The sequence below is a fragment of the Pseudomonas sp. P7779 genome, from assembly GCF_013386315.1.
GTDB lineage: Bacteria > Pseudomonadota > Gammaproteobacteria > Pseudomonadales > Pseudomonadaceae > Aquipseudomonas.
In genome coordinates this window covers 134,602-155,488 of the sequence record NZ_JACARZ010000003.1, presented here as the reverse complement: position 1 = coordinate 155,488, position 20,887 = coordinate 134,602, and the positions used below count along the sequence as shown (strand labels likewise).

The window sequence follows — 20,887 nt, the reverse complement described above, 5'->3', positions numbered from 1 at the left end:
AGGGAGCTTGCTCCCTCGCCACAAAAAGCTTTCCTGGCACAGAGAGCTTTCCTGCTACACACAGCTCCCTCTCTCCCTGGATCCTACTGCTGCTGCACCGAAATCACCGGTGTCGGCGCTACAAATACCTTGGCATGCATCTGCTCATGCCCTCCCCCACGACGCATGCCTCGTACCGGGCAGGCGTCCAGGTAATCCAGACCCACCGCCAGCTTCAAATGCCGCTCCGGCCGCGCCAGTTGATTGGTCACGTCAAAACTGTACCAGGCGTCATCCAGCCACGCTTCAGCCCAGGCATGGCTGGCGAGGTGCTCGCAGTCTTCGCTGTACAAATACCCCGACACATAACGCGCCGGAATCCCCAGGCTGCGGGCACAGGCGAGGAAGGCGTGGGTGTGGTCCTGGCACACCCCGGCACGCCCGGCAAACGCCTTGGCCGCACAGGTGTCGACTTCGGTAGAGCCGGGCGAATAGGTCATGTACTGGTTCAGCGCGTGCATCAGGTCGATCAATACGCTGCGGTCGCGGCGTTGATGGCAATGCTTTTCGGCAAAGCTGCGCAGGGCCTCGTCCGGCTCGGTCAACCGGGTGCAGCGCAGGAACGGGAAGGCCGACTGGCTTTCATGTTCGGCCTCGCGCAATTCGTCGATATCCACCTGGCCACGGGCGCCAATGATGATGGCTTCATGGGGCTCGTCCAGGGTCAACACGTGCAGGATGTTGCCGAACGGGTCGAGTTGCGCCCGTACCGGCCGGGGCAAGTCCAACTGCCAACTGAGGACATGCTGGCGCTCGCTGTCGTGGGGCGTGAGCCGCAGGTACTGGATGCTGGCACGCACCTGGTCTTCGTAGTGGTAGGTGGTTTCGTGGCTGATGGAAAGTCTCATGCCGCCTCCAGGTAGGAACTGTAAATAGCATCGCCCAGCTCGCGCACGAGCGGGATGAAGTCGGTCAGCCAAGCGTGCAGGCCTTCCTCGAGAATTTCGTCGATGGCGGTATAGCGCAGGCGTGCGTCCATTTCCGCTGCCAGGCGTTGGGCCGGGCGACCGTTGATGCCGGGCAGGCTGCCAAGGATCTGGTCGATCTCTTCACTGCAGGCCCGCAGCGACCGCGGCACGTCGGCGCGCAGCAGCAACAGCTCGGCGACTTGTCGGGCGCCGGGGGCATCACGGTAGATTTCGGTGTAGGCCTCGAACGACGACAACGCCCGCAACAACGCACTCCATTGATAGTAGGCATGGGCGGTACCATCGGTGACCGCTTCGGCCTGGTCGCCGGCCATTTCATAGCGGGCGTCGAGCAAGCGCAGGGTGTTGTCGGCGCGCTCGATAAAGGTGCCCAGGCGAATAAAACGAAAGGCGTCGTTACGCATGATGGTGCCGTAGGTGGCACCGCGGAACAGGTGGGAACGTTCCTTGACCCACTCGCAGAACCGGCTCATGCCGTAGCGGCTCAGGCCTTGCTGGGCGATGTCGCGAATTTCCAGCCAGGTGGCGTTGATGTTTTCCCACATGTCGGCGGTGATTCGCCCACGCACGGCATGGGCACTGGCGCGTGCAGCGCCGAGGCAGCTGTAGATGCTGGCCGGGTTCGCCGCATCCAGGGCGAAGAAGTGCAGCAGGCGTTCGGCGTGCAGTTCACCGTGGCGCTCGCGGTAATCGTCGAGGGTGCCGGTGATCAGCAGCGGCATCGCCAGTTCATGCAGGCCATCGCCGCGCCCGTCCTGGGGCATCAGCGACAGCGAATAACTGACATCGAGCATCCGCGCGAGGTTTTCCGCGCGCTCCAAGTAGCGTGACATCCAATACAAATCCGAGGCAGTTCTACTCAACATATTTCAATCCTCGACCACCCAGGTGTCTTTGGTGCCGCCGCCCTGGGACGAGTTGACCACCAGCGAGCCTTCCCGCAGCGCCACACGAGTCAGGCCGCCGGGGACCACACGGGTTTCCTTGCCTTGCAGCACAAACGGGCGCAGGTCGATGTGGCGTGGCGCGATGCCGTTTTCGACGAAGGTCGGGCATGTCGACAGGCACAGGGTCGGTTGCGCGATATAGGCGTGGGGCTTGGCCTTGATGCGTGCGCGGAAGGCTTCGATTTCCGCCGCCGAGGCGGCCGGACCGACCAACATGCCATAGCCACCGGAGCCCTGGGTTTCCTTCACCACCAGTTCCGGAAGGTTGGCCAGTACGTGGGACAGTTCACTGGGATTACGGCACTGGAACGTCGGAACATTCTTCAGGATCGGTTCTTCATCCAGGTAAAAACGGATCATCTCGGTGACGAAGGGGTACACCGACTTGTCATCCGCCACCCCGGTGCCGATGGCATTGGCCAACACCACGTTGCCCGAGCGATACGCGGCCAGCAGGCCCGGTACGCCGAGCATGGAGTCCGGGTTGAAGGCCAGCGGGTCGAGGAACGCGTCGTCGAGGCGACGGTAGATCACATCCACCGCCTTGGGACCATCGGTGGTGCGCATGAACACGCGGTCATCACGCACGAACAGGTCGGCGCCTTCCACCAGTTCCACGCCCATTTCCCGGGCCAGGAATGCATGCTCGAAGAACGCACTGTTGAAACGCCCCGGGGTGAGAACCACCACGCTGGGATTATCCAGCGGGCTGGAGCTTTTCAGGGTGTCGAGCAACAGGTTGGGATAGTGGTCGATGGGCGCGATGCGCTGGGCCGCGAACAGTTCGGGGAACAGGCGCATCATCATCTTGCGGTCTTCGAGCATGTAGCTCACGCCGCTGGGGGTGCGCAGATTGTCTTCGAGGACGTAGTAAGTGCCGTCGCCATCGCGTACGAGGTCGACACCTGAGATGTGGGAATAGATATCCCGATGCAGGTCCAGGCCCTGCATCGCCAACTGGTACTGCTCGTTGGCCAGGACTTGCTCGGCGGGGATGATCCCGGCCTTGATAATGCGTTGTTCGTGGTAGAGGTCGGCGAGAAACATGTTCAGCGCCTTGACCCGCTGGATGCAGCCGCGCTCGACGATCCGCCATTCACTGGCCGGGATGCTGCGGGGGATCGTGTCGAAGGGGATCAGGCGCTCGGTACCTTGCTCATCGCCATACAAGGTGAAGGTGATACCGGCCCGGTGAAACAGCAAATCGGCTTCGCGCCGGCGCTGGGCCAGCAGTTCGGCCGGCGTGTCGGCCAACCAGCGGGCAAATTCGCGGTAATGGGGGCGCACCTGCCCTGCCCCGTCGTACATCTCATCATAATAAGTGCGGATCATGCCGTACTCCTTGTCACCCGGACGCCAGAACCATCGCAAGGCCCGTGCCAGCGGCATAAACACTTAAGTATCAATCAGTTGGATATAGACGCAGGTCTCATCGCACCGTCCCGGTGCAGCAAATGCCCGCTGTCATGGGCGGCGCCTCATTGCAATGCAGGCCATGACTATCACCAGCATAGTCAGAGTTGATTTCACTGCCCGGCAAACCCCGCGGATAATCACCTCCATCAGCTGAACAGGACGCGTCCTACAGCTTCATCCATTGCGCATTACCGCTTGTACCGAATCGCTCTCCTCCTTTGCGATCTTCCCTTTGGCCACCCTGCTCGGGTGGCTTTTTTTTGCGCAGGATTTTTCCCGCGCCAGAAACAAAAACGGCCGACCCAAAGGTCAGCCGATACGCTGTGTTATTGCTCATGCCGCTACATGGGTAACCCACGCACCTCCTGTTTCACGCCCCATCCCTCGATGATTCCGCCCAAGGGCTCGACCACCGCCTCAAAGTCCTGCTCGAAGTCTCCTATGCCGTCGTAGGTGGCGAACATGATTTTGCTCAATTCCAGGTACCAGGCGCCGTCATCCCGCGCGCTGACCTGGGCATTCAGGGATTCCCCACGAAACCGACCCGCAGCCCGCCGCGCACGTTCCTCATCCGGGAAAATGGCGTAGAACTCGATGGGGTGGAAACGCGAGAAGTCAAAGCCGCCCTCTTTCATGCGGCGCAACACGTTGGTGCTGATGTCTTCTTGATAGGCTGTGCTCATGAAACGTCCTCCTCAAACCGATGGATAGACTTTCCGTGCTTCCCAAGGCCCGCGCTGCAAGGGCGCGGGTGTTACGGCAGTGACGTCGCCGCTGGGAGACAAGCATGTAGCTGACAAGACCAGACCTTAGCGATTCATTCGCTGATCTCCATTGCAGAGTAGCGCGAAGCTATCACCTCCACCAGAGTCTGTTTAAAGGCGTACAGGGAATATTCAGGCGGCGGGTTCGACGTTGAGGTCTTTGATGCTGTTTTGATCTTTCAGAATCTTGACCGTGGGTTCGGCGATACGCCCCTCCAGATCGTTGAGATCCAGTTCCTCCAGCACCGGTGATACGCGGGCGCGAACCAGGCGCGCAGCTTCTTCAAGCGTGGGTTTTTGCTCGCACTCGAATTGCTCGACTACCGACTCACCATGATCATTGGTGAAGGAAACGTTCCACTTTGGCATCAGAGCCTCCTCGATAAAACCCATGGGTGGGCTTACATCTATCTGGACCTTGAGGGCCTGGAAATCGTTCCACTCAAGGCAGGAGGCACCTGATCAACTGCAGTTATTTTTCAGCGTGTTCTTTCAGGGCTTTCAAGGTGTTGAACGGTGCGTCCACCACGAACTTGTTGGCCAACCAAGACGGCACGCTGCCACCTGGCTCGGTGTGCACCTGGTAGGTCACTTCGGTCAGGTTGTCGCCTTTAGGCACCAGCTTCCAGTAACCATCGACCTGGGCTACGCGCACGTAGCCTTTGACTTCTGGCTGGTAGGTCGGCACTTCCAACAGCTTGCGGGTGACGGTGCCATCGGCAGCCTTGGTGGTGGTGATTTCCAGGATCGAGTCACGATCGGTCACCGGGAACGGTGCCTTGAACTGGGTGTAGGTCCAGCTCTTGTCGCCTTCCTGCTTGAGCAGTTTCTGCGACTTGCATTCGTGGATCCAGGAACAGGCCCCCGCCACGTCTTCCTGCAGCGCCTGGATCTTGGCCAGCGGCGCCTTGATGGTCGTCACACCGCGATAAGCCTTGTACTTGGAACCGGCAATTTCACTCAAGGACACTTTGATGCCGTCTTCATCCTTGGCCGTCTGCCAGTCTTCAGCATGCGCTGCGGCAGCGAACAACGCGGTAAAACCGCACAACACAGCAATTCGTTTCAGTGAACCCATGGTCTTATTCCTTATTGTTGAAGTTCAGTACTTTGAACAGCCCACTAAGCCGCCGTCATCTGTTCCCACCAGCCGATCAACCTGATCGCTTCTGCCTGGCTACTGCCACAGACCTCGATATCCGCCTGGAACGAACTACACACTGCCGGCCGCTCAGGCTGGCCAAACAACTGGCACAGTTGTTCGACCGAAAGATGCAGGCAGCGTTCGCCCGCCGGTTTGCCGGCAGGCATTCCCGGCAACGGAGAACTGATGGATGGGGCAATGCAGCAAGCGCCACAGCCTTGACGGCATTTCATGACGAACAGATCCTCGACAACTCAAGTGTTGATGGCCACGTAAGACTACGCCCTTAAACAGACGTTTTAAATTGGCTTAACAGGGGTTTTTCACCGAAAACAAAAGTGACTGACCAGTCTGCGACAGAAGGTCAGGGGTGCGCGTCACGTTTACTCGTCGGGTTTATTGCTTGAACTGGAAATCCAGCGCCGCACCTTCAACTTCGCGGCGTTCTTCGTTGCGCAGTTGCAGCTGCATTTCATTGCTGAGCAGGCGCCCGTTGATCTGGAAGGCACTGTTGTCAGTGGGCTTTTCGGCAAACATCGGCGGCAGCAGCGGCACGTTCTTCGGCTGCGGCATGGTGCCGAGGGGTTGCAGGTGGCGAACCATGTTCGACGGCAGGCTCAAATCCAGCTCTGCGGGCGGCAGCGGCGTCTTGGCGACTTCGTGGGCCGACTTTGACTTGCTGGCGATAGGCGCACGTTTTTTAACCGGCGTTGCTTTCTTTGCGGGGGCTTTCTTCGCGACCGGTGCCTTCTTGGCCGCAGCGGCTTTTTTCGCCGGCACCGTTTGCTGGGAGCTGGCAGCAGGTGCCGCTTCACCGGCGGGAGCCGCCAGGACAGCGCCAGCGTTACACAGGCTTAACACGCAGATCAGCAGGGCAGCAGGAAAGGTATAAGTCATATCGCCAGCAGCATTAACGGCAGAAGGCCATATGCTCGCTTGTTGAGGACGGTATGACAAGCATGGTAATTAGCCAGCTACCCGTCGTGTCCCCTTTCCATGCCTCAAAAACCCGCCGCAGTCTCCTGGCATAACTGGCTTGCCAGCATCCCGAGGGTCATCAAGGCGCGCTCCGCCTCGCGGTTCCACGGGGTGCCGCAGTTCAGGCGAATACAGTGGTTGAACTGTTCCGTATTACTGAAGATCAGCCCCGGTGCAATGCTGATGCCCTGCTGCAAGGCGCGCACGTGCAGTTCCTGGGTATTGACCCGTCCAGGCAAACTGACCCACAGGATAAAACCGCCGGTCGGGCGGGTCATCTGGGTGCCTTCGGGAAAATACTGCTGCACGGCCAGCTGGAACGCGCTGAGGTTCTTGCGGTACTCCTGGCGGATATAGCGCAGGTGGCGGTCGTAACCGCCATTCTCCAGGTACGCCGCCGTGCCCATCTGGGTCACGCTGCAGGCCGAATGGGTGCTGAACATTTGCAGGCGCTGGATTTCCTGCTGGTACTTGCCGGCAATCATCCAGCCAATGCGAATGCCCGGTGACAGGGTCTTCGAGAAACTCGAGCAATAGATGACCCGGTCCAGACGGTCGTAGGCTTTCAGGGCCTTGGTGCGGCCCAGTTCGAACATCAGTTCGCCATAGATATCGTCCTCGACCACCTGGATATCGAAATCCGAGGCCAGGCGCAGCAACTGTTTCTGCCGCTCTTCGGGCATGGTGCCGCCCAGGGGATTGCTCAGGCGCGTGGTCAGCACCAGGGCCTTGATCGACCATTGGTTGGCTGCCAGTTGCAGGGCTTCCAGGCTCATGCCGGTGGCCGGGTCGCTGGGGATTTCGATGACCTTCAGGCCCAGCAGATCGGCCAGTTGCAGCAAGCCGTAATAGGTCGGCGATTCGGCGGCGATCAGGTCGCCGGGGCGGGTCAGCACCCGCAGCGACATCTGCAATGCATCGACACACCCATGGGTGATCACCACTTCGGAGGGGTCGACCACCACCCCGGCATCGCGCATACGGATCGCCACCTGGCGCCGCAGCGGCTCGAAACCCGGGCTGAACATGTAGCTGAACGCCCGCGGGCTCTGGAAACGCGTGACCTTGGCCAGTTGCTGATGCAGCGCGCGCACAGGCAGGTAGTCGACACTCGGCACGGCGGCGCCGAGCGGGAACACGCCTTCGCGACGGGATTCCACCAACACCTGTTGAATGATGCTGCTGCGGGTGACCAACCCTGGACGCTCGACCCGGGCGATGTCCGGCGTGGGCGCAGTGAGCGCCGGCGTCTGGTGCACGTAATACCCGGACTGCGGCCGCGCGCGAATCAAACCCTGGTCTTCCAGGTTCGCGTAGGCCTGCAACACGGTGGCGTGGCTGACGTTGAGCTGGGAGCTCATTTTGCGTACCGAAGGCACGCGCTCGCCCGGTTGATAGACACCGCGGCGGATATCCTCAGCCAGCTGCTGGGCGATACGTTGGTAGAGCAACAGATTGGTCATGACGCAGCACTCGATTTCACGGGTATTTTATTTTTGTGTGAAACATACCGGCACAGTTTAGAAGTGTACGGGGACAGTTGCCACAATAGTCGAGCGCGGGCGGCAGTGATAGAAAAAACTGTAAGGGTTGCGAACTGAATCGCGGGCATAAAAAACCCGATCAGCGACCGGGCTTATGTGGGAGCTGTCGAGCTTCAGCGAGGCTGCGATGCAGGCGCTGCGGTCTCGCAGGTGCACCGAGGCGATCCTGTCGCAGCCTCGCTGGGGCTCGACAGCTCCCACAGGAATCACCTTTCACCTTGAGAATCAGGTTCAGCGAGCAGCGCCCAGCTGGCCTTTTTCGTCGGAGAACACAATTTCTACCCGACGGTTCTGCGCCCTGCCCCGCTCAGACGCGTTGGCTTCGACCGGATACTGATCGCCGTAGCCTTCGACCTGAATGCGTTTTTCGTCGATCCCCAGGTCGCTCAGTACATCCGCAACCGCTTGAGCGCGGTCCCGGGACAGTTTGATATTTTCCTGTTCGCCGCCGGTATTGTCGGTGTAACCCTCGATGCGCACCACGCGCTTGGGGTTCAGTTGCAGGAACTGCACCACTTTGAGCACGGTGCGGTTGGCCGAGTTTTGCAGCTCTGCATCACCCGTATCGAACAGCACGTCACCCAGGGTCATCACCAGCCCGCGATCAGGCTGGACGGTGGTCAGGCTGGATATCTGCGCCTCAATCCATTTGCCCTGTTGCTGAACGCTGGAGAGCTTGGCTTCACGCAGGGCCAGTTGCAGGCGCTGGCGTTCCAGCTCCAGCTTGACCCCACGCTCCTGGTTGAGTGCCTGCTCGGTGTGTTCCCGGGCAATCGCGCTGTAGCGCTGGCTCAGGTAGGCGTAATGCGCCACATCGGCGCCGCTGCCCCAGAAGCTGGAGAAACGGTCGGCACGGGCCAGGGACTCACCGGCGCGAATCACGTCCTTGGGTGCGATACGCAGCACATTCGAATCTTCCTTGACCTTCTGGAAGTCAGTGCTGGCCTGTTGCAAGGCGAGGTTACTGTCGGGGTGCGTCGCACAACCACCCAGCGCACTGCCCAGCAACACCACACAGCTCAACCCACGCATCAACGGGCTCATTGGGCGTCTCCCAACTGCAACTGCTTGCGCAGGCGGGTGATGCGGGTGTTGAGCACGTTCAGTTGCTCCTGGCTTTTGCGGGTCAGCACCCGCGCTTCCGCCAGGCGGGCGTCCAGCTCGGCTTCTTCAGCCTGCATGCGGGCGTCCTTGTAGGATTCATCGGCCATGTCGGCACGGGCCTGGGTGAACTTGTCTTCCGCCAGCTTCAGCTCGGGCGAATCGCTGGCAACGGCGCCCACGGCGCTGGCTTGTTCCAGGGCTTGCCGGGTCAGGCGCATTTGTTCATTCGGCGCAGGATCGGCTGCACATCCCGCCAGAGCTACAACGGCGAGGGCCGCGAAAAGAGGTCGAATAGTCACTGAAAATCCCTACTTTGTTGGGGTGCCGACGGGTTGCTGCAACTGCGCTTTCCAGCGCTCAAGATTGCTCTGCAGCGCGGTTTCCGCCAGACCGGACGCGGGCAATTCTGTCATCTTTTTGGCGAGCTGTCCGCGCAACCACGGATCGTTGCAGGCGGAGTTGTGGGAAATGGCCAGGTACAGGCCCGGCTGGTCGATGGGGATTTCCCGCGCCACCAGGTCGTTGCTCATGCCCAACGTCTGGGCCATGGCCATGCCGGAATAACGTCCGGCGAGCACGTAGTCCACTTCTCCCAATAGCAGTTTCTGGAACGCCGGGGTCAGGCTGGGCAGGCGCTGCAGGGTCAGTTGCTCACCGGCGAAGGTTTCAAAGTCGCGGCTCAGGCGCGCCCTTTCCGACACCGCGCCCTTGTGGCCCTGCAGGTCGCTGGCCTGGCTGTAGGCCAGGGAGGAATCCTTGCGGGTCCAGACCAGATAATCGGTTTGCACCAATGCCGGGTGGATGTAGTCGAGGGAGTCCAGGGCGTCGAGGGTCAATGGCGCGTCGGCGAGGATGTCCATGCGCCCGCTGCGCACTTCTTCCAGCGCCAGGGAACGTTTGCCGCCGTACAGCAGGTCGATTTTCACCCCGAGGTCCTTGGCCACTTGCTGCAGCATGTCGGCGGTGGCGCCGATCAAGTGCGTGGGGTCCTGGGGATCACGCCACAGATAAGGCGGGGCGTCCGGGCTGCCGGTGATCACCAGGCGATCACATTTGCCCGCCGCCAGCGACACCGCCGGCAGCAGTGACAGGGCCAGCAGTACAGTCCAGGGACGCAATTCCATGGCAGGGTTCTCCAGTTGAAAAATTACCGGGCAAAAAAAAGCCCGGTCAAAAGACCGGGCTCTTTATAAGTGAAGCGGCTGGATTAGACCAGCTTCTCCAACTCGGGTACGGCTTCGAACAAGTCCGCCACCAGGCCGTAATCAGCTACTTGGAAGATCGGTGCTTCTTCGTCCTTGTTGATCGCAACGATCACCTTGGAGTCTTTCATACCGGCCAAATGCTGGATCGCGCCGGAGATACCGACGGCGATGTACAGCTGTGGCGCAACGATCTTGCCGGTCTGGCCGACCTGCATGTCGTTCGGTACAAAACCTGCGTCGACGGCTGCGCGGGAAGCGCCGACCGCAGCGCCCAGCTTGTCGGCCAGGGCGTACAGGTGCTTGAAGTTGTCGCCGTTCTGCATGCCGCGGCCGCCGGAAACGACGATCTTGGCAGCGGTCAGTTCCGGACGATCGGACTTGGCCAGCTCTTCGCCAACGAAGCTGGAAGTGCCAGCGTCGTGGGCAGCGGCCACAGCTTCAACCGCAGCCGAACCACCTTCAGCAGCCACCGGGTCGAAACCGGTGGCACGCACGGTGATGACTTTTACCGACGCAGTAGACTGCACGGTAGCGATGGCGTTACCGGCATAGATCGGACGCTTGAAGGTGTCGGCGCTTTCTACCGAAACGATCTCGGAGATCTGGTCAACGTCCAGTTGCGCAGCAACGCGCGGCAGGATGTTTTTGCCATTGGAGGTGGCGGCAGCCAGGATGTGGCTGTAGCCAGCGCCCAGCTCTGCAACCAGCGGCGCAACGTTTTCCGGCAATTGGTGAGCGTAGGCTGCGTTATCGGCAACCAGTACTTTGCTCACGCCAGCGATTTTGGCAGCGGCCTCAGCCACGGCACCAACGTTTTGGCCAGCGACCAGCACGTGGATATCACCACCGATTTTGGCGGCGGCGGCAACAGTGTTCAGGGTGGCCGGAGCCACGACCTTGTTGTCGTGTTCTGCGATTACCAAGATAGTCATGGTTAGATTACCTTCGCTTCGTTTTTCAGTTTCTCGACCAGTTCAGCCACCGACTTGACCTTGATGCCCGCGCTGCGTGCAGCCGGCGCTTCGACTTTGACGGTCTTGTTGGTGGAGGCGGTGGAAACGCCCAAAGCATCCGGAGTCAGCACTTCGAGAGGCTTCTTCTTGGCTTTCATGATGTTTGGCAGGGACGCGTAGCGCGGCTCGTTCAAACGCAGGTCGGTGGTGACGATGGCCGGCAGTTTCAGGGAAACTGTCTGCGCGCCGCCGTCGATTTCGCGGGTCACGGCAACCTTGTCGCCGCTCACTTCGACTTTCGAGGCGAAGGTGCCCTGGCCGTAACCGGTCAGTGCAGCCAGCATCTGGCCAGTCTGGTTGTTGTCGCTGTCGATGGCTTGTTTGCCGAGGATCACCAGCGATGGCTGTTCCTTGTCGACAACGGCTTTCAACAACTTGGCAACGGCCAGGGAAGTCAGCTCTTCAGCGGATTCGACGAGGATGGCGCGATCGGCACCCAGCGCCAGGGCGGTACGCAGCTGCTCTTGAGCAGTGGTCGGACCGATGGAAACGACGACGATTTCAGTCGCAACGCCTTTCTCTTTCAGGCGTACGGCTTCTTCCACGGCGATTTCGCAGAAAGGGTTCATCGACATCTTGACGTTAGCGAGGTCGACGCCGGAATTGTCCGCCTTGACGCGAACTTTCACGTTGTAATCGACAACGCGTTTGACAGCTACAAGAACCTTCATGGATTCCTCGTTACTCTCCGGTGAAAAGAAAGTCGCCTAGGCGAACCTGGCGGTTTGATGCTCATCGGCACACAAGGGCACCTCCAAAAACACCGGCAATCGTCGGCGGGGGACCTTGCTCACGGGAGTGATGACCGTTCGTCAGCGGTGACTGAGAGGTCATTCATTATCGTGGCGTGTAAACTGCGCGCCATCGTGGCTCGCGCGTCACCCTTATTTGCCTTCAGCCTGTCTTTCGAGGTGGCCTTGAAACCCACAGTCTGCCTACGGGATGCGCAAAACCGACCGTATATTGACCGGAACGCCTATTCCGGTCAATACGCCAAAATGGTCAGTTATAAGCCGCGTTGCTTTGATTTACCTAGCTTGCGGGCAATTCAAACAAACGTTTGTATTGGACGCTGAGAGTGGTGTAGATATAATGCGCCACCTAGAGAGAAAGGTGGGTCGTCCCCTGCCCTTTGCATGAGATTGATGCAGGCATTGTGGGACGGATCACCGAACCTCCACCCATTAGAAAAAAAAGCCGTTGAGCCTTGAGTAGGAGATAGCCTGTGGAACGCGAATACATGGAATTCGACGTGGTCATCGTCGGCGCTGGCCCGGCAGGCCTGTCTGCCGCCTGCCGATTGAAGCAGAAGGCCGCCGAAGCCGGTAAGGAAATCAGCGTCTGCGTGGTCGAAAAAGGCTCCGAAGTCGGCGCTCATATCCTGTCCGGTGCCGTGTTTGAACCCCGTGCCCTGAACGAACTGTTCCCGGACTGGAAAGAACTCGGTGCACCGCTCAACACCCCTGTTGTGCGTGATGACATCTATGTACTGCGCTCCAGCGAAGCTTCCACCAAAGTGCCTGACTTCTTTGTGCCCAAGACCATGCACAACGAAGGCAACTACATTATTTCCCTGGGCAACCTGTGCCGCTGGCTCGCCCAGCAGGCCGAAAACCTGGGTGTGGAAGTCTACCCAGGCTTCGCCGCCCAGGAAGCGCTGTTCGACGAAAACGGCGTGGTGCGCGGGATCATCACCGGTGACCTGGGCGTCGACCGTGAAGGCAACCCGAAAGAAGGCGTCTACACCCCGGGCATGGAACTGCGTGGCAAGTACACGCTGTTCGCCGAAGGTTGCCGTGGCCACATCGGCAAGCAACTGATCCAGCGCTTCAACCTGGACGGCGACGCCGACGCCCAGCACTACGGCATCGGCCTGAAGGAAATCTGGGAAATCGACCCGGCCAAACACCAGCCAGGCCTGGTGGTGCACACCGCCGGCTGGCCGCTGGACATCATGAGCGCCGAGAACACCGGCGGTTCGTTCCTCTATCACCTGGAAAACAACCAGGTGGTCGTCGGCCTGATCGTCGACCTGTCCTACAGCAACACCTTCCTGTCGCCGTTCGACGAATTCCAGCGCCTCAAGCATCACCCGGTGCTGGCCCAGTACCTGGAAGGCGGCAAGCGCATCAGCTACGGCGCCCGTGCCATCTGCAAAGGCGGCCTGAACTCGCTGCCGAAAATGGTGTTCAAGGGCGGCGCGCTGATCGGCTGCGACCTGGGCACCCTGAACTTCGCCAAGATCAAGGGCAGCCACACCGCGATGAAGTCCGGCATGCTCGCCGCTGACGCCGTGGCTGACCGCCTGTTCGCCGAATCCGAAGGCGGTGACGAACTGACCGCTTACGTCGACAGTTTCAAGAACAGCTGGCTCTACGAAGAACTGTTCGCCAGCCGTAACTTCGGCCCGGCGATGCACAAGTTCGGCCCGATCATTGGTGCCGGCTTCAACTGGTTCGACCAGAACATCCTCGGCGGCAAAATGCCGTTTACCCTGCACGATACCAAGCCGGACTACGCCTGCCTCAAGCTGGCCAAGGACAGCAAGAAGATCGACTACCCGAAACCCGACGGCAAGCTGAGCTTCGACAAGCTGAGTTCGGTGTTCATCTCCGGTACCAACCACGAAGAAGAACAACCGTGCCACCTGAAGCTGAAAGACCCGAGCATCCCGATCGGCACCAACCTGCCGCTTTACGATGAACCGGCGCAGCGCTACTGCCCGGCCGGCGTGTATGAAGTGATCACCAAGGAAGACGGCGAGAAGCGCTTCCAGATCAACGCCCAGAACTGCGTGCACTGCAAGACCTGTGACATCAAGGACCCTTCGCAGAACATTACGTGGGTGACGCCGGAAGGTGCGGGTGGGCCGACTTACCCGAATATGTAATCCGCTGCTTGAACAGAAGGCTCCCAAATGGGGGCCTTTTTTGTAGCCCGGAAAAAGACCCATCGACTCGGTCAAATGTGGGAGCGGGCTTGCTCGCGAAAGCGGTGTATCAGTCACAGATGTTTTGGCTGAACCACCGCTTTCGCGAGCAAGCCCGCTCCCACATTTTTGACCGAATTGTGCCCGGGAGAGTTACGCCGCCCGCTCATCCCCAGGGCTGCGCTCGAAGTAGCGCTTGTACTCCCGGCTGAACTGCGACGTGCTCTGATACCCCACACTGTGGGCCGCCTGCGCCACGCCCATGCCCTCCACCAACAGCAACTGCTGTGCCTTGAGCAACCGCAAACGCTTGAGGTACTGCACCGGCGACAACAGCGTGCAGCGCTTGAAGTGTTCGTGAAAGGTCGACGCACTCATGTGCGCATAACCTGCCAACGTCTCGATATTCAGCGGCTCGGCGTAATGGGCATGCAGGTGATTCAACGAGGTCGCCACCCGCGAAAACTGCCCCTGCTGCTCCACCAGCGCGCGCAACACATCCGCCTGTGGCCCGCGCAATGCGGTGAACAATAATTCCCGCACCCGCGCCGGGCCCATGATCCGGCTCTCCAGCGGATCGTGCAGGCACTGCAACAGGCGTTCGACGCAGCCGCGCATGGCGTCGTCCAGCACCACCGAACTCATCGACTCCAACGTTTGCGCCGCTGGCGGTGGCCCGCTCTGGATCCCCATCGCCATCACCAACTCACCCAGCACCACCCGATCAATGCCCACCGTCACCCCCAACAGCGGTGCATTCGGCATGGCAAAAGTCTCGCATTCGAACGGCACCGGCATCGCCTGAATCAGGTAATGCCCCGCGCCGTACTCCAGGGTACGCGGGCCCAGGTACGCGACCTTGCTGCCCTGGGCGACGATCATCAGACTCGGTTCATAAATCTGCGGGCCCCGCGCCACATCGCAACTGGCACGCAATACCTGCACGCCCGGCAGGTTCGTGGGCGAGAACCCATCACGGGGTGTCAGGGGTTCGATCAAGGCAACCAACGCGGCATTGGCATCGACATGGCGGGTCAACAACATGGCAAAAACTTCGCGAAAAAGGGGATGAGACCATCATCGCAGGTCTGGCGCCACAACGATCCAATCCAGGTGCACTCCCGGACGAATAGGCATGAGACTCGGAGCAATCGCCATGGCCGCACCCAGGCACGGCGCGGAGAATGCGCCACCTCACCTGTTACTGCACCTGCGAGGTTTCTCCATGTACACCGCCATCGGTTATGCCGCTCAATCGGCCACCACTCCCCTCGCCCCCATGTCCTTCGAACGCCGTAGCCCGCGCGTCGATGACGTGGCGATCGAAATTCTCTACTGCGGCGTCTGCCACTCCGACATCCACCAGGCACGCAACGAATGGGGCATCGCCGTGTACCCGCTGATGCCGGGCCACGAGATCGTCGGTAAAGTCACCGCCGTCGGCGCCAGCGTCACCGCGCACAAAGTCGGCGACCTGGTGGGTGTTGGCTGCATGGTCGACTCCTGCCGTCACTGCGACGCCTGCCACGCGGACCTCGAGCAATACTGCCTCGAAGGCCCGACCATGACCTACGCCACCCCGGACCGGGTCGACGGCAGCAACACCATGGGCGGCTACTCCGACAGCATCGTGGTCAGCGAGCACTTCGTGGTGAAGATCCCGGCCAAGCTCGACCTGGCCAGCGCCGCGCCGATCCTCTGCGCCGGCATCACCACCTACTCGCCGCTCAAGCACTACGGCGTGAAGGCTGGCGACAAGGTTGGCGTTCTGGGCATGGGTGGTTTGGGCCATATGGGCATCAAGTTCGCCAAGGCCATGGGCGCGGAAGTGACGCTGTTCACCCGCTCCGCGAGCAAGGCTGAAGAAGGCCGTCGCCAGGGCGCCGACCACGTGATCGTGTCCACCGACGAAGCCCAGATGAAAGCCGCTGCCGGGCATTTCGACTTCCTGCTGGACACCATCCCGGTGCAGCACGACTTGAATCCCTACCTCGACGTACTGCGCTTTGACGGCGTGCACATCCTGGTAGGTTTGATCGAGCCGGTCGACCCGCCCGTCAACGCTGCCAAGCTGGTGCTGGGCCGCAAGGTGCTGGCCGGTTCGTTGATCGGTGGGATTGCCGAAACCCAGGAAGTCCTGGATTTCTGCGCCGAGCACGGCATCACCTGCGACATCGAGATGCTCGACATCCGCCAGATCAACGAAGCCTACACCCGCATGATTGCCGGTGATGTGAAGTACCGCTTCGTGATCGACATGGCGACCCTGAAGGCCTGATCATGATCGTTCCCACGCTCTGCGTGGGAACGCATGCTGTGACGCTCTGCGTCACCGTTGCGCAGGGCTCAAGTCCTGCTGGACGCGGAGCGTCCGAAGCGGCATTCCCACGCGGAGCGTGGGAACGATCACGGCCTGATCAGGCCTTCGCGCCCAACTCCGCTGACAGCCGTGCTGCGACCTGTTTGATCACAGGGATCAGCTCGGCCATTTTCTCCAGCGGCATGTAGGGCACGGTACTGGCGATGCTGATGCCGGCGACGATTCGCCGGCTGGCATCGCGCACCGGTGCCGCGACACAACGGATCGACGGTTCGTTGTCTTCCAGGTCGAACGCATAACCGCCCGCCACGTATTCCTGCATGCGCTGTTCAAACTGCGCCCAGGATTGCTCGGGGTGCTGCGGCCACTGCAGATTCTTCCCGCCCGTCGGCAAGCTGACCTGATACAGGCGCTGCCACTCTTCCACGCTGTCATCCAGCAGCAACGCCTTGCCGATCCCGGTGCGCGCCAGCGGCATGCGATGGCCGACGCGCGAGCGCATTTCCGGGCCGTTGCGGCCAGGGTTCTTGTGCAGGTACAGCACGTCGTCGTATTCGCGAATAGCCAGGTGGATGGTATCGCCGGTCAACGCCGACAACTCGTCCAGATACGGCACTGCCAGGCTGACCAAAGGCAGTTCTTCACGGGCCTGGAAACCCAGCTCGATCAATTTGGGGCCCAGCAGATAACCGACTTGCGGCACTACGCGCAGGTAGCGTTCTTCCACCAGGCAACTGGCCAGGCGGTGAGTGGTGCTGCGGGTGGTGCCGATGCGCTTGGCGATTTCCTTCAGATCCCGCGCACCGGCCGCCACTGCCTGCACCACGCCCAGGCCACGAAGCAGGGTTTGAGTGCCGGTGGGCGCGGCTTCTTTGACGGGAGTTTGGGCGTTTTCCTGCATATCGGGCCTATTGGGAAGTACGAAAACGGCGAGCATTATGGCAAATGCGGACCAGCAAAACAGAGGAGATCAAAATGTGGGAGCGGGCTTGCTCGCGAATGCGGTTTTCCAGTTAATGCATAGGCTGACTGACACACCGTTTTCGCGAGCAAGCCCGCTCCCACATTGGTCGTGTGGCGCCCTTTTTATCGCTGTTTCATGCGGTCGATAATCACCGCCAACAGCAGGATCGAGCCGCGAATCACGTATTGGTAGAAGGTGTCGATGTTCTTCAGGTTCATCGCGTTCTCGATGATCGCCAGAATCAGCACCCCGGCAATCACATGCCGGATCATCCCGATCCCGCCGCTCAGCGACACCCCGCCCAGCACGCACGCCGAGATCACCGTCAACTCGAACCCCTGGCCAATCATTGGTTGCCCCGAGGTCATCCGCGACGCCAGGATCACCCCGGCCAACGCGCCGATTACCCCGTGCACGGCAAAGATGATGATCTTGGTGCGGTCGACATTCACCCCGGCCAACAGCGCCGCTTCCTGGTTGCCGCCGATGGCCATGGTGTTGCGCCCGTAGGTGGTGTAGTTCAGCAACCAGCCAAAAAACACAAAGCACAGCACGGTGATGACGATTGGCACCGGCACGCCAAACAGCTGGCCGTTACCAAAGACGAAGAAGTTTTCGTCCATCACGCCGACCGCCTTGCCGTTGGAAAAGATATACGCCAGCCCACGCACGATCTGCATCGTCGCCAGCGTCGTGATCAACGCGTTGATCCGCAGCTTGGCGATCACGATGCCGTTGATCAGTCCCACCACCAGGCCCATGGCCAACGCCGCCGACACGCCGAAGAACACGCTGTCGGTGTCGCGAATCACGATCCCCGCCACCACGCCCGAACAGGCGATCACCGAACCCACCGACAAGTCGAAGTGCCCCGACGCCAGGCAAAACAGCATGGTGCAGGCCGCAATCCCCACAGTGGAAATCGCCAGACCCAGGCCACGCATGTTCAGCGGCGAGAGGAAGTTGTCGATGAAGATGGCGCTGAGCACAAAGATGCTCAAGGCCGCCAGCAGCATGACCCAATCATCGAGAAACTTGCGCTGGTTGAACCCCGGCCAGAAGCTTCTTGCAGTTTTTACCTGTGACATACCCACCTCGTATTCTTCAGTCCCGCGTACGCGGAAGAGCCAGTTGCAGCAGCCGTGCTTCGTCCGCTTGATCGCGGGTCAATTCGCCGGTCAGGGCGCCTTCGCTCATCACCAGGATGCGGTCGGAGATGCCCATCACTTCCATCAGGTCGCTGGATACCACGATCACCGCGATGCCACTGGCCGCCAGGTTGTGAATGATCTGGTAGATCTCCGACTTGGCACCGATATCGATGCCGCGGGTCGGCTCGTCCAGCAGCAACACTTTCATCGGCATCGACAACCAGCGGCCGAGAATTGCCTTCTGCTGGTTACCGCCCGACAGGAACAGAATCGGCTGGTCCGCCGACGGCGTGCGCACGTTCAGCGCGCTGATCTGCCGCTGGGCGTTGGTGCGTTCCCAGCCGCCCTGGATCAGCCAGCCGAAGCGCGCATGGTCACGCCGCGCACTGATATTGATGTTCTCCGCAACACTCGCGCGGGGCACGATGCCTTCCTTCTTGCGGTCTTCGGGGCAGAGCAACACCCCCGCCGCAATCGCATCCCGTGGTGTCTTGAACGTCTGCGCCTGGCCATGCAGCACCAGGGTCCCCTGGGTGCTGCGGGACAGCCCGGCGAGCAGGCGCAACAACTCTGTACGCCCGGCCCCCACCAGGCCGAACAGCCCGAGAATCTCGCCCTTGTTCACCTGCAGGCTCACCGGTTCCTGCAACCCCGGCCCGAGCAAACCTTCGACTCGCAGCGCTTCACCGCAGTGCTCGCGCGGCCGGTAGTCGTAGATATCCTGGATATCGCGCCCGACCATGCAGTTGACCAACTGGTCGACGCTCAACTGCGTCATGTCCTCGAACGTGCGCACGAAGCGCCCGTCCTTGAACACCGTCACCGCGTCGCAAATGCGGAACACCTCCTCCATGCGGTGCGACACGTAGAGGATCACCCGGCCTTCATCCCGCAGCCGGGCGATGATCACCATCAGCCGCTCGATCTCACGGGCCGAGAGGCTGCTGGTGGGTTCGTCGAACGCAATCACATGGGCGTTGCGCGACATGGCCTTGGCGATTTCCACCAGTTGCCGCTGGCCGAGGGACAGGCTGCCCAGGCGCATGTTCGGATCGATTTCATCCGCCAGGCCCTTGAGCAGTTCCCGTGCCTTGCGCACCATCGCCCCGCGATTGACCACGCCAAAGCGCGACGGCATATGCCCCAGCAGCAGGTTCTCGGCGACGGTCATTTCCGGCACCAGTTGCAGCTCCTGGTGAATCACTGCGATGCCGCTGGCGATGCTGTCGGCCGCCGACTTGAAACTCACGCTGCGTTCGCCCAACTGCAAGCTGCCGCTGTTGGGCGGATAAAAACCGCCGAGGATTTTCAGCAAGGTCGACTTGCCCGCGCCGTTCTCGCCCATCAGCGCATGCACCGAATGGGGCCGCGCTTCGAAGCTGATCTGCGCCAGGGCCTTCACCCCGGGAAACTCCTTGCCGATGCCGTTGAAGCGCAGGCTCTCTGCAGCGGCGCTGTTCATTTCCACAGACCGATCTTGCTCAACTCTTCCTTGAAGTTGGCGCGGGTGATCAGGGTCACGTTATCCAGTGCGGTGAACTTGGCAGGCTCAGTGCCTTTGGTCACCCACTCGAACATCGAGGTCGCAGTTTTATAGCCGGACGCATCGGGGCTGAGCAGCATCGAGCCGTAGAAACCGGTGTCGGATTTCTTCAGTTCTTCGATGGCGTCGGTGCCGTTGATGCCCACGCCAATCACGTTTGTGGCCTTGAAGCCGGCGCTTTCGGTGGCGCGTACGCCGCCCAGTACGGTGCTGTCGTTCATGCCGCCAATCAGCAGGTTTTTCGCGCCGCTGGGCAGTTTCACCAGGGCCGAGTTGGTGGAGTCCATGGCGCCCGGCACGTCGAGGGTTTTCTGCGCGGTGAACAGGATATGGTCAACCGGCAGGCCGGCGGCCTTGAGGCCTTCTACCGAACCGTCGGTGCGCTTCTTGCCGGTTTCCAGCTCGTCGAAGGTATTGATGACGGCGTAGGTGTCCTTCCAGTCCCAGTTGCGATGCTTGGCTTCGGTGGCCATGGCTTCGCCTTGTTTCTGGCCGATCTTGTAGGCGTCCAGGCCGACGTAAGGCACGTCTTCCATGGGCTTGCCCTTGGCGTCGACGAAGCGGTCGTCTACCGCCAGCACTTTGAGGTTATTCAGCTTGGCCTTGGCCATGATCGCAGGGCCCAGGGACACGTCCGGCGGGCAGATCACGAAACCCTTGGCGCCGTTGGCGGCCAGGGTATCGATGGCGGACAGGGTTTTCTCGCCGTCGGGCACGGCGATCTTGATCACGGTGAAACCATGGTCCTTGCCGGCTTTTTCAGCGAAGGCCCATTCGGTCTGGAACCAGGGCTCTTCCGCCTGCTTGACCAGGAAGCCGATCTTTACTTCTTCGGCAGAGGCCAGGCCGCTGAGCGCCATCGTGAGGGCAAGGGTGCCTAGTGTTTTCTTGAGCATG

Annotated in this window: 21 protein-coding genes; 2 read left to right on the top strand and 19 right to left on the bottom strand. The window is 60.7% G+C overall.

The window, feature by feature from the left end:
- Positions 1 to 83: 83 nt before the first annotated feature.
- From HX869_RS01120 to HX869_RS01055, 14 genes are all read right to left on the bottom strand, one after another.
- Complete coding sequence (locus tag HX869_RS01120) at positions 84 to 887, bottom strand: transglutaminase family protein (protein ID WP_178902614.1); 804 nt, start codon at positions 885 to 887, stop codon at positions 84 to 86.
- Positions 884 to 1,834 carry an alpha-E domain-containing protein gene (locus HX869_RS01115; RefSeq protein WP_004371204.1) on the bottom strand — a complete coding sequence of 317 codons (951 nt, stop codon included), beginning with the start codon at positions 1,832 to 1,834 and terminating at the stop codon, positions 884 to 886. The genes HX869_RS01120 and HX869_RS01115 overlap by 4 nt, the downstream gene beginning before the upstream one ends.
- A 3-nt stretch (positions 1,835 to 1,837) precedes the next feature.
- Positions 1,838 to 3,247: a circularly permuted type 2 ATP-grasp protein gene (locus HX869_RS01110; RefSeq protein ID WP_178902613.1), complete on the bottom strand. Its 1,410-nt coding sequence runs from the start codon at positions 3,245 to 3,247 to the stop codon at positions 1,838 to 1,840.
- Between the two features lie 425 nt (positions 3,248 to 3,672).
- Positions 3,673 to 4,014 carry a ribonuclease E inhibitor RraB gene (locus HX869_RS01105; protein WP_003193463.1) on the bottom strand — a complete coding sequence of 114 codons (342 nt, stop codon included), beginning with the start codon at positions 4,012 to 4,014 and terminating at the stop codon, positions 3,673 to 3,675.
- 213 nt (positions 4,015 to 4,227) lie between these two features.
- Positions 4,228 to 4,488, bottom strand: coding sequence for a hypothetical protein (locus HX869_RS01100; protein WP_008434908.1), 261 nt, complete (start codon positions 4,486 to 4,488; stop codon positions 4,228 to 4,230).
- A gap of 79 nt (positions 4,489 to 4,567) precedes the next feature.
- Complete coding sequence (locus HX869_RS01095; protein WP_004371215.1) at positions 4,568 to 5,173, bottom strand: START domain-containing protein; 606 nt, start codon at positions 5,171 to 5,173, stop codon at positions 4,568 to 4,570.
- A 44-nt stretch (positions 5,174 to 5,217) separates the two neighbouring features.
- Positions 5,218 to 5,472, bottom strand: coding sequence for a YkgJ family cysteine cluster protein (locus HX869_RS01090; protein WP_178902612.1), 255 nt, complete (start codon positions 5,470 to 5,472; stop codon positions 5,218 to 5,220).
- A gap of 163 nt (positions 5,473 to 5,635) precedes the next feature.
- Complete coding sequence (locus tag HX869_RS01085) at positions 5,636 to 6,136, bottom strand: hypothetical protein (protein ID WP_004371218.1); 501 nt, start codon at positions 6,134 to 6,136, stop codon at positions 5,636 to 5,638.
- Positions 6,137 to 6,240: 104 nt separating this feature from the next.
- Positions 6,241 to 7,680 (bottom strand): PLP-dependent aminotransferase family protein, encoded by a 1,440-nt coding sequence (locus HX869_RS01080; RefSeq protein ID WP_008434911.1) that lies wholly within the window; start codon positions 7,678 to 7,680, stop codon positions 6,241 to 6,243.
- 312 nt (positions 7,681 to 7,992) lie between these two features.
- On the bottom strand, positions 7,993 to 8,805 hold the full coding sequence (locus HX869_RS01075) for an OmpA family protein (RefSeq protein WP_004371220.1): 813 nt from the start codon (positions 8,803 to 8,805) through the stop codon (positions 7,993 to 7,995).
- On the bottom strand, positions 8,802 to 9,164 hold the full coding sequence (locus HX869_RS01070; protein ID WP_178902611.1) for a DUF4398 domain-containing protein: 363 nt from the start codon (positions 9,162 to 9,164) through the stop codon (positions 8,802 to 8,804). Before HX869_RS01070 ends, HX869_RS01075 begins: the two co-directional genes overlap by 4 nt.
- A gap of 9 nt (positions 9,165 to 9,173) precedes the next feature.
- Positions 9,174 to 9,989 carry an ABC transporter substrate-binding protein gene (locus HX869_RS01065; RefSeq protein ID WP_178902610.1) on the bottom strand — a complete coding sequence of 272 codons (816 nt, stop codon included), beginning with the start codon at positions 9,987 to 9,989 and terminating at the stop codon, positions 9,174 to 9,176.
- Positions 9,990 to 10,072: 83 nt separating this feature from the next.
- A complete protein-coding gene (locus tag HX869_RS01060; protein WP_004371223.1) occupies positions 10,073 to 11,002 on the bottom strand; it encodes an electron transfer flavoprotein subunit alpha/FixB family protein in 930 nt (309 codons plus the stop codon).
- Between the two features lie 2 nt (positions 11,003 to 11,004).
- Positions 11,005 to 11,754 (bottom strand): electron transfer flavoprotein subunit beta/FixA family protein, encoded by a 750-nt coding sequence (locus tag HX869_RS01055; RefSeq protein WP_004371224.1) that lies wholly within the window; start codon positions 11,752 to 11,754, stop codon positions 11,005 to 11,007.
- Positions 11,755 to 12,308: 554 nt separating this feature from the next.
- Here HX869_RS01055 and HX869_RS01050 point away from each other — a divergent pair.
- The gene (locus tag HX869_RS01050; protein WP_177022185.1) at positions 12,309 to 13,973 is read left to right on the top strand and encodes an electron transfer flavoprotein-ubiquinone oxidoreductase; all 1,665 of its coding nucleotides are present in this window, start codon (positions 12,309 to 12,311) and stop codon (positions 13,971 to 13,973) included.
- Between the two features lie 192 nt (positions 13,974 to 14,165).
- Here HX869_RS01050 and HX869_RS01045 read toward each other — a convergent pair whose 3' ends face one another.
- A complete protein-coding gene (locus tag HX869_RS01045) occupies positions 14,166 to 15,056 on the bottom strand; it encodes an AraC family transcriptional regulator (protein ID WP_004371227.1) in 891 nt (296 codons plus the stop codon).
- Between the two features lie 181 nt (positions 15,057 to 15,237).
- Here HX869_RS01045 and HX869_RS01040 point away from each other — a divergent pair, with 181 nt between their 5' ends.
- Positions 15,238 to 16,290, top strand: a complete 1,053-nt coding sequence (locus HX869_RS01040; protein WP_177019619.1) for an NAD(P)-dependent alcohol dehydrogenase — start codon at positions 15,238 to 15,240, stop codon at positions 16,288 to 16,290.
- A gap of 139 nt (positions 16,291 to 16,429) precedes the next feature.
- Here HX869_RS01040 and HX869_RS01035 read toward each other — a convergent pair whose 3' ends face one another.
- The 4 genes from HX869_RS01035 to HX869_RS01020 form a co-directional block, all read right to left on the bottom strand.
- Positions 16,430 to 17,233, bottom strand: a complete 804-nt coding sequence (locus HX869_RS01035) for an IclR family transcriptional regulator (RefSeq protein ID WP_004371229.1) — start codon at positions 17,231 to 17,233, stop codon at positions 16,430 to 16,432.
- 185 nt (positions 17,234 to 17,418) lie between these two features.
- Positions 17,419 to 18,384, bottom strand: coding sequence for an L-arabinose ABC transporter permease AraH (araH, locus tag HX869_RS01030; protein ID WP_004371231.1), 966 nt, complete (start codon positions 18,382 to 18,384; stop codon positions 17,419 to 17,421).
- Between the two features lie 16 nt (positions 18,385 to 18,400).
- Positions 18,401 to 19,909: an L-arabinose ABC transporter ATP-binding protein AraG gene (gene araG, locus HX869_RS01025; protein ID WP_178902609.1), complete on the bottom strand. Its 1,509-nt coding sequence runs from the start codon at positions 19,907 to 19,909 to the stop codon at positions 18,401 to 18,403.
- On the bottom strand, positions 19,906 to 20,886 hold the full coding sequence (locus HX869_RS01020; RefSeq protein ID WP_008434927.1) for a substrate-binding domain-containing protein: 981 nt from the start codon (positions 20,884 to 20,886) through the stop codon (positions 19,906 to 19,908). The genes araG and HX869_RS01020 overlap by 4 nt, the downstream gene beginning before the upstream one ends.
- Position 20,887: the final 1 nt, after the last annotated feature.

Coding starts and splice junctions, on each gene's coding strand:
- araH (WP_004371231.1), bottom strand. CDS start 18,384: ATGTCACAGGTAAAAACTGCAAGAAGCTTCTGGCCGGGGTTCAACCAG.
- HX869_RS01035 (WP_004371229.1), bottom strand. CDS start 17,233: ATGCAGGAAAACGCCCAAACTCCCGTCAAAGAAGCCGCGCCCACCGGC.
- HX869_RS01060 (WP_004371223.1), bottom strand. CDS start 11,002: ATGACTATCTTGGTAATCGCAGAACACGACAACAAGGTCGTGGCTCCG.
- HX869_RS01055 (WP_004371224.1), bottom strand. CDS start 11,754: ATGAAGGTTCTTGTAGCTGTCAAACGCGTTGTCGATTACAACGTGAAA.
- HX869_RS01085 (WP_004371218.1), bottom strand. CDS start 6,136: ATGACTTATACCTTTCCTGCTGCCCTGCTGATCTGCGTGTTAAGCCTG.
- HX869_RS01020 (WP_008434927.1), bottom strand. CDS start 20,886: ATGCTCAAGAAAACACTAGGCACCCTTGCCCTCACGATGGCGCTCAGC.
- HX869_RS01090 (WP_178902612.1), bottom strand. CDS start 5,472: ATGAAATGCCGTCAAGGCTGTGGCGCTTGCTGCATTGCCCCATCCATC.
- HX869_RS01045 (WP_004371227.1), bottom strand. CDS start 15,056: ATGTTGTTGACCCGCCATGTCGATGCCAATGCCGCGTTGGTTGCCTTG.
- HX869_RS01105 (WP_003193463.1), bottom strand. CDS start 4,014: ATGAGCACAGCCTATCAAGAAGACATCAGCACCAACGTGTTGCGCCGC.
- HX869_RS01115 (WP_004371204.1), bottom strand. CDS start 1,834: ATGTTGAGTAGAACTGCCTCGGATTTGTATTGGATGTCACGCTACTTG.
- HX869_RS01095 (WP_004371215.1), bottom strand. CDS start 5,173: ATGGGTTCACTGAAACGAATTGCTGTGTTGTGCGGTTTTACCGCGTTG.
- HX869_RS01080 (WP_008434911.1), bottom strand. CDS start 7,680: ATGACCAATCTGTTGCTCTACCAACGTATCGCCCAGCAGCTGGCTGAG.
- HX869_RS01065 (WP_178902610.1), bottom strand. CDS start 9,989: ATGGAATTGCGTCCCTGGACTGTACTGCTGGCCCTGTCACTGCTGCCG.
- HX869_RS01110 (WP_178902613.1), bottom strand. CDS start 3,247: ATGATCCGCACTTATTATGATGAGATGTACGACGGGGCAGGGCAGGTG.
- araG (WP_178902609.1), bottom strand. CDS start 19,909: ATGAACAGCGCCGCTGCAGAGAGCCTGCGCTTCAACGGCATCGGCAAG.
- HX869_RS01100 (WP_008434908.1), bottom strand. CDS start 4,488: ATGGGTTTTATCGAGGAGGCTCTGATGCCAAAGTGGAACGTTTCCTTC.
- HX869_RS01075 (WP_004371220.1), bottom strand. CDS start 8,805: ATGAGCCCGTTGATGCGTGGGTTGAGCTGTGTGGTGTTGCTGGGCAGT.
- HX869_RS01120 (WP_178902614.1), bottom strand. CDS start 887: ATGAGACTTTCCATCAGCCACGAAACCACCTACCACTACGAAGACCAG.
- HX869_RS01040 (WP_177019619.1), top strand. CDS start 15,238: ATGTACACCGCCATCGGTTATGCCGCTCAATCGGCCACCACTCCCCTC.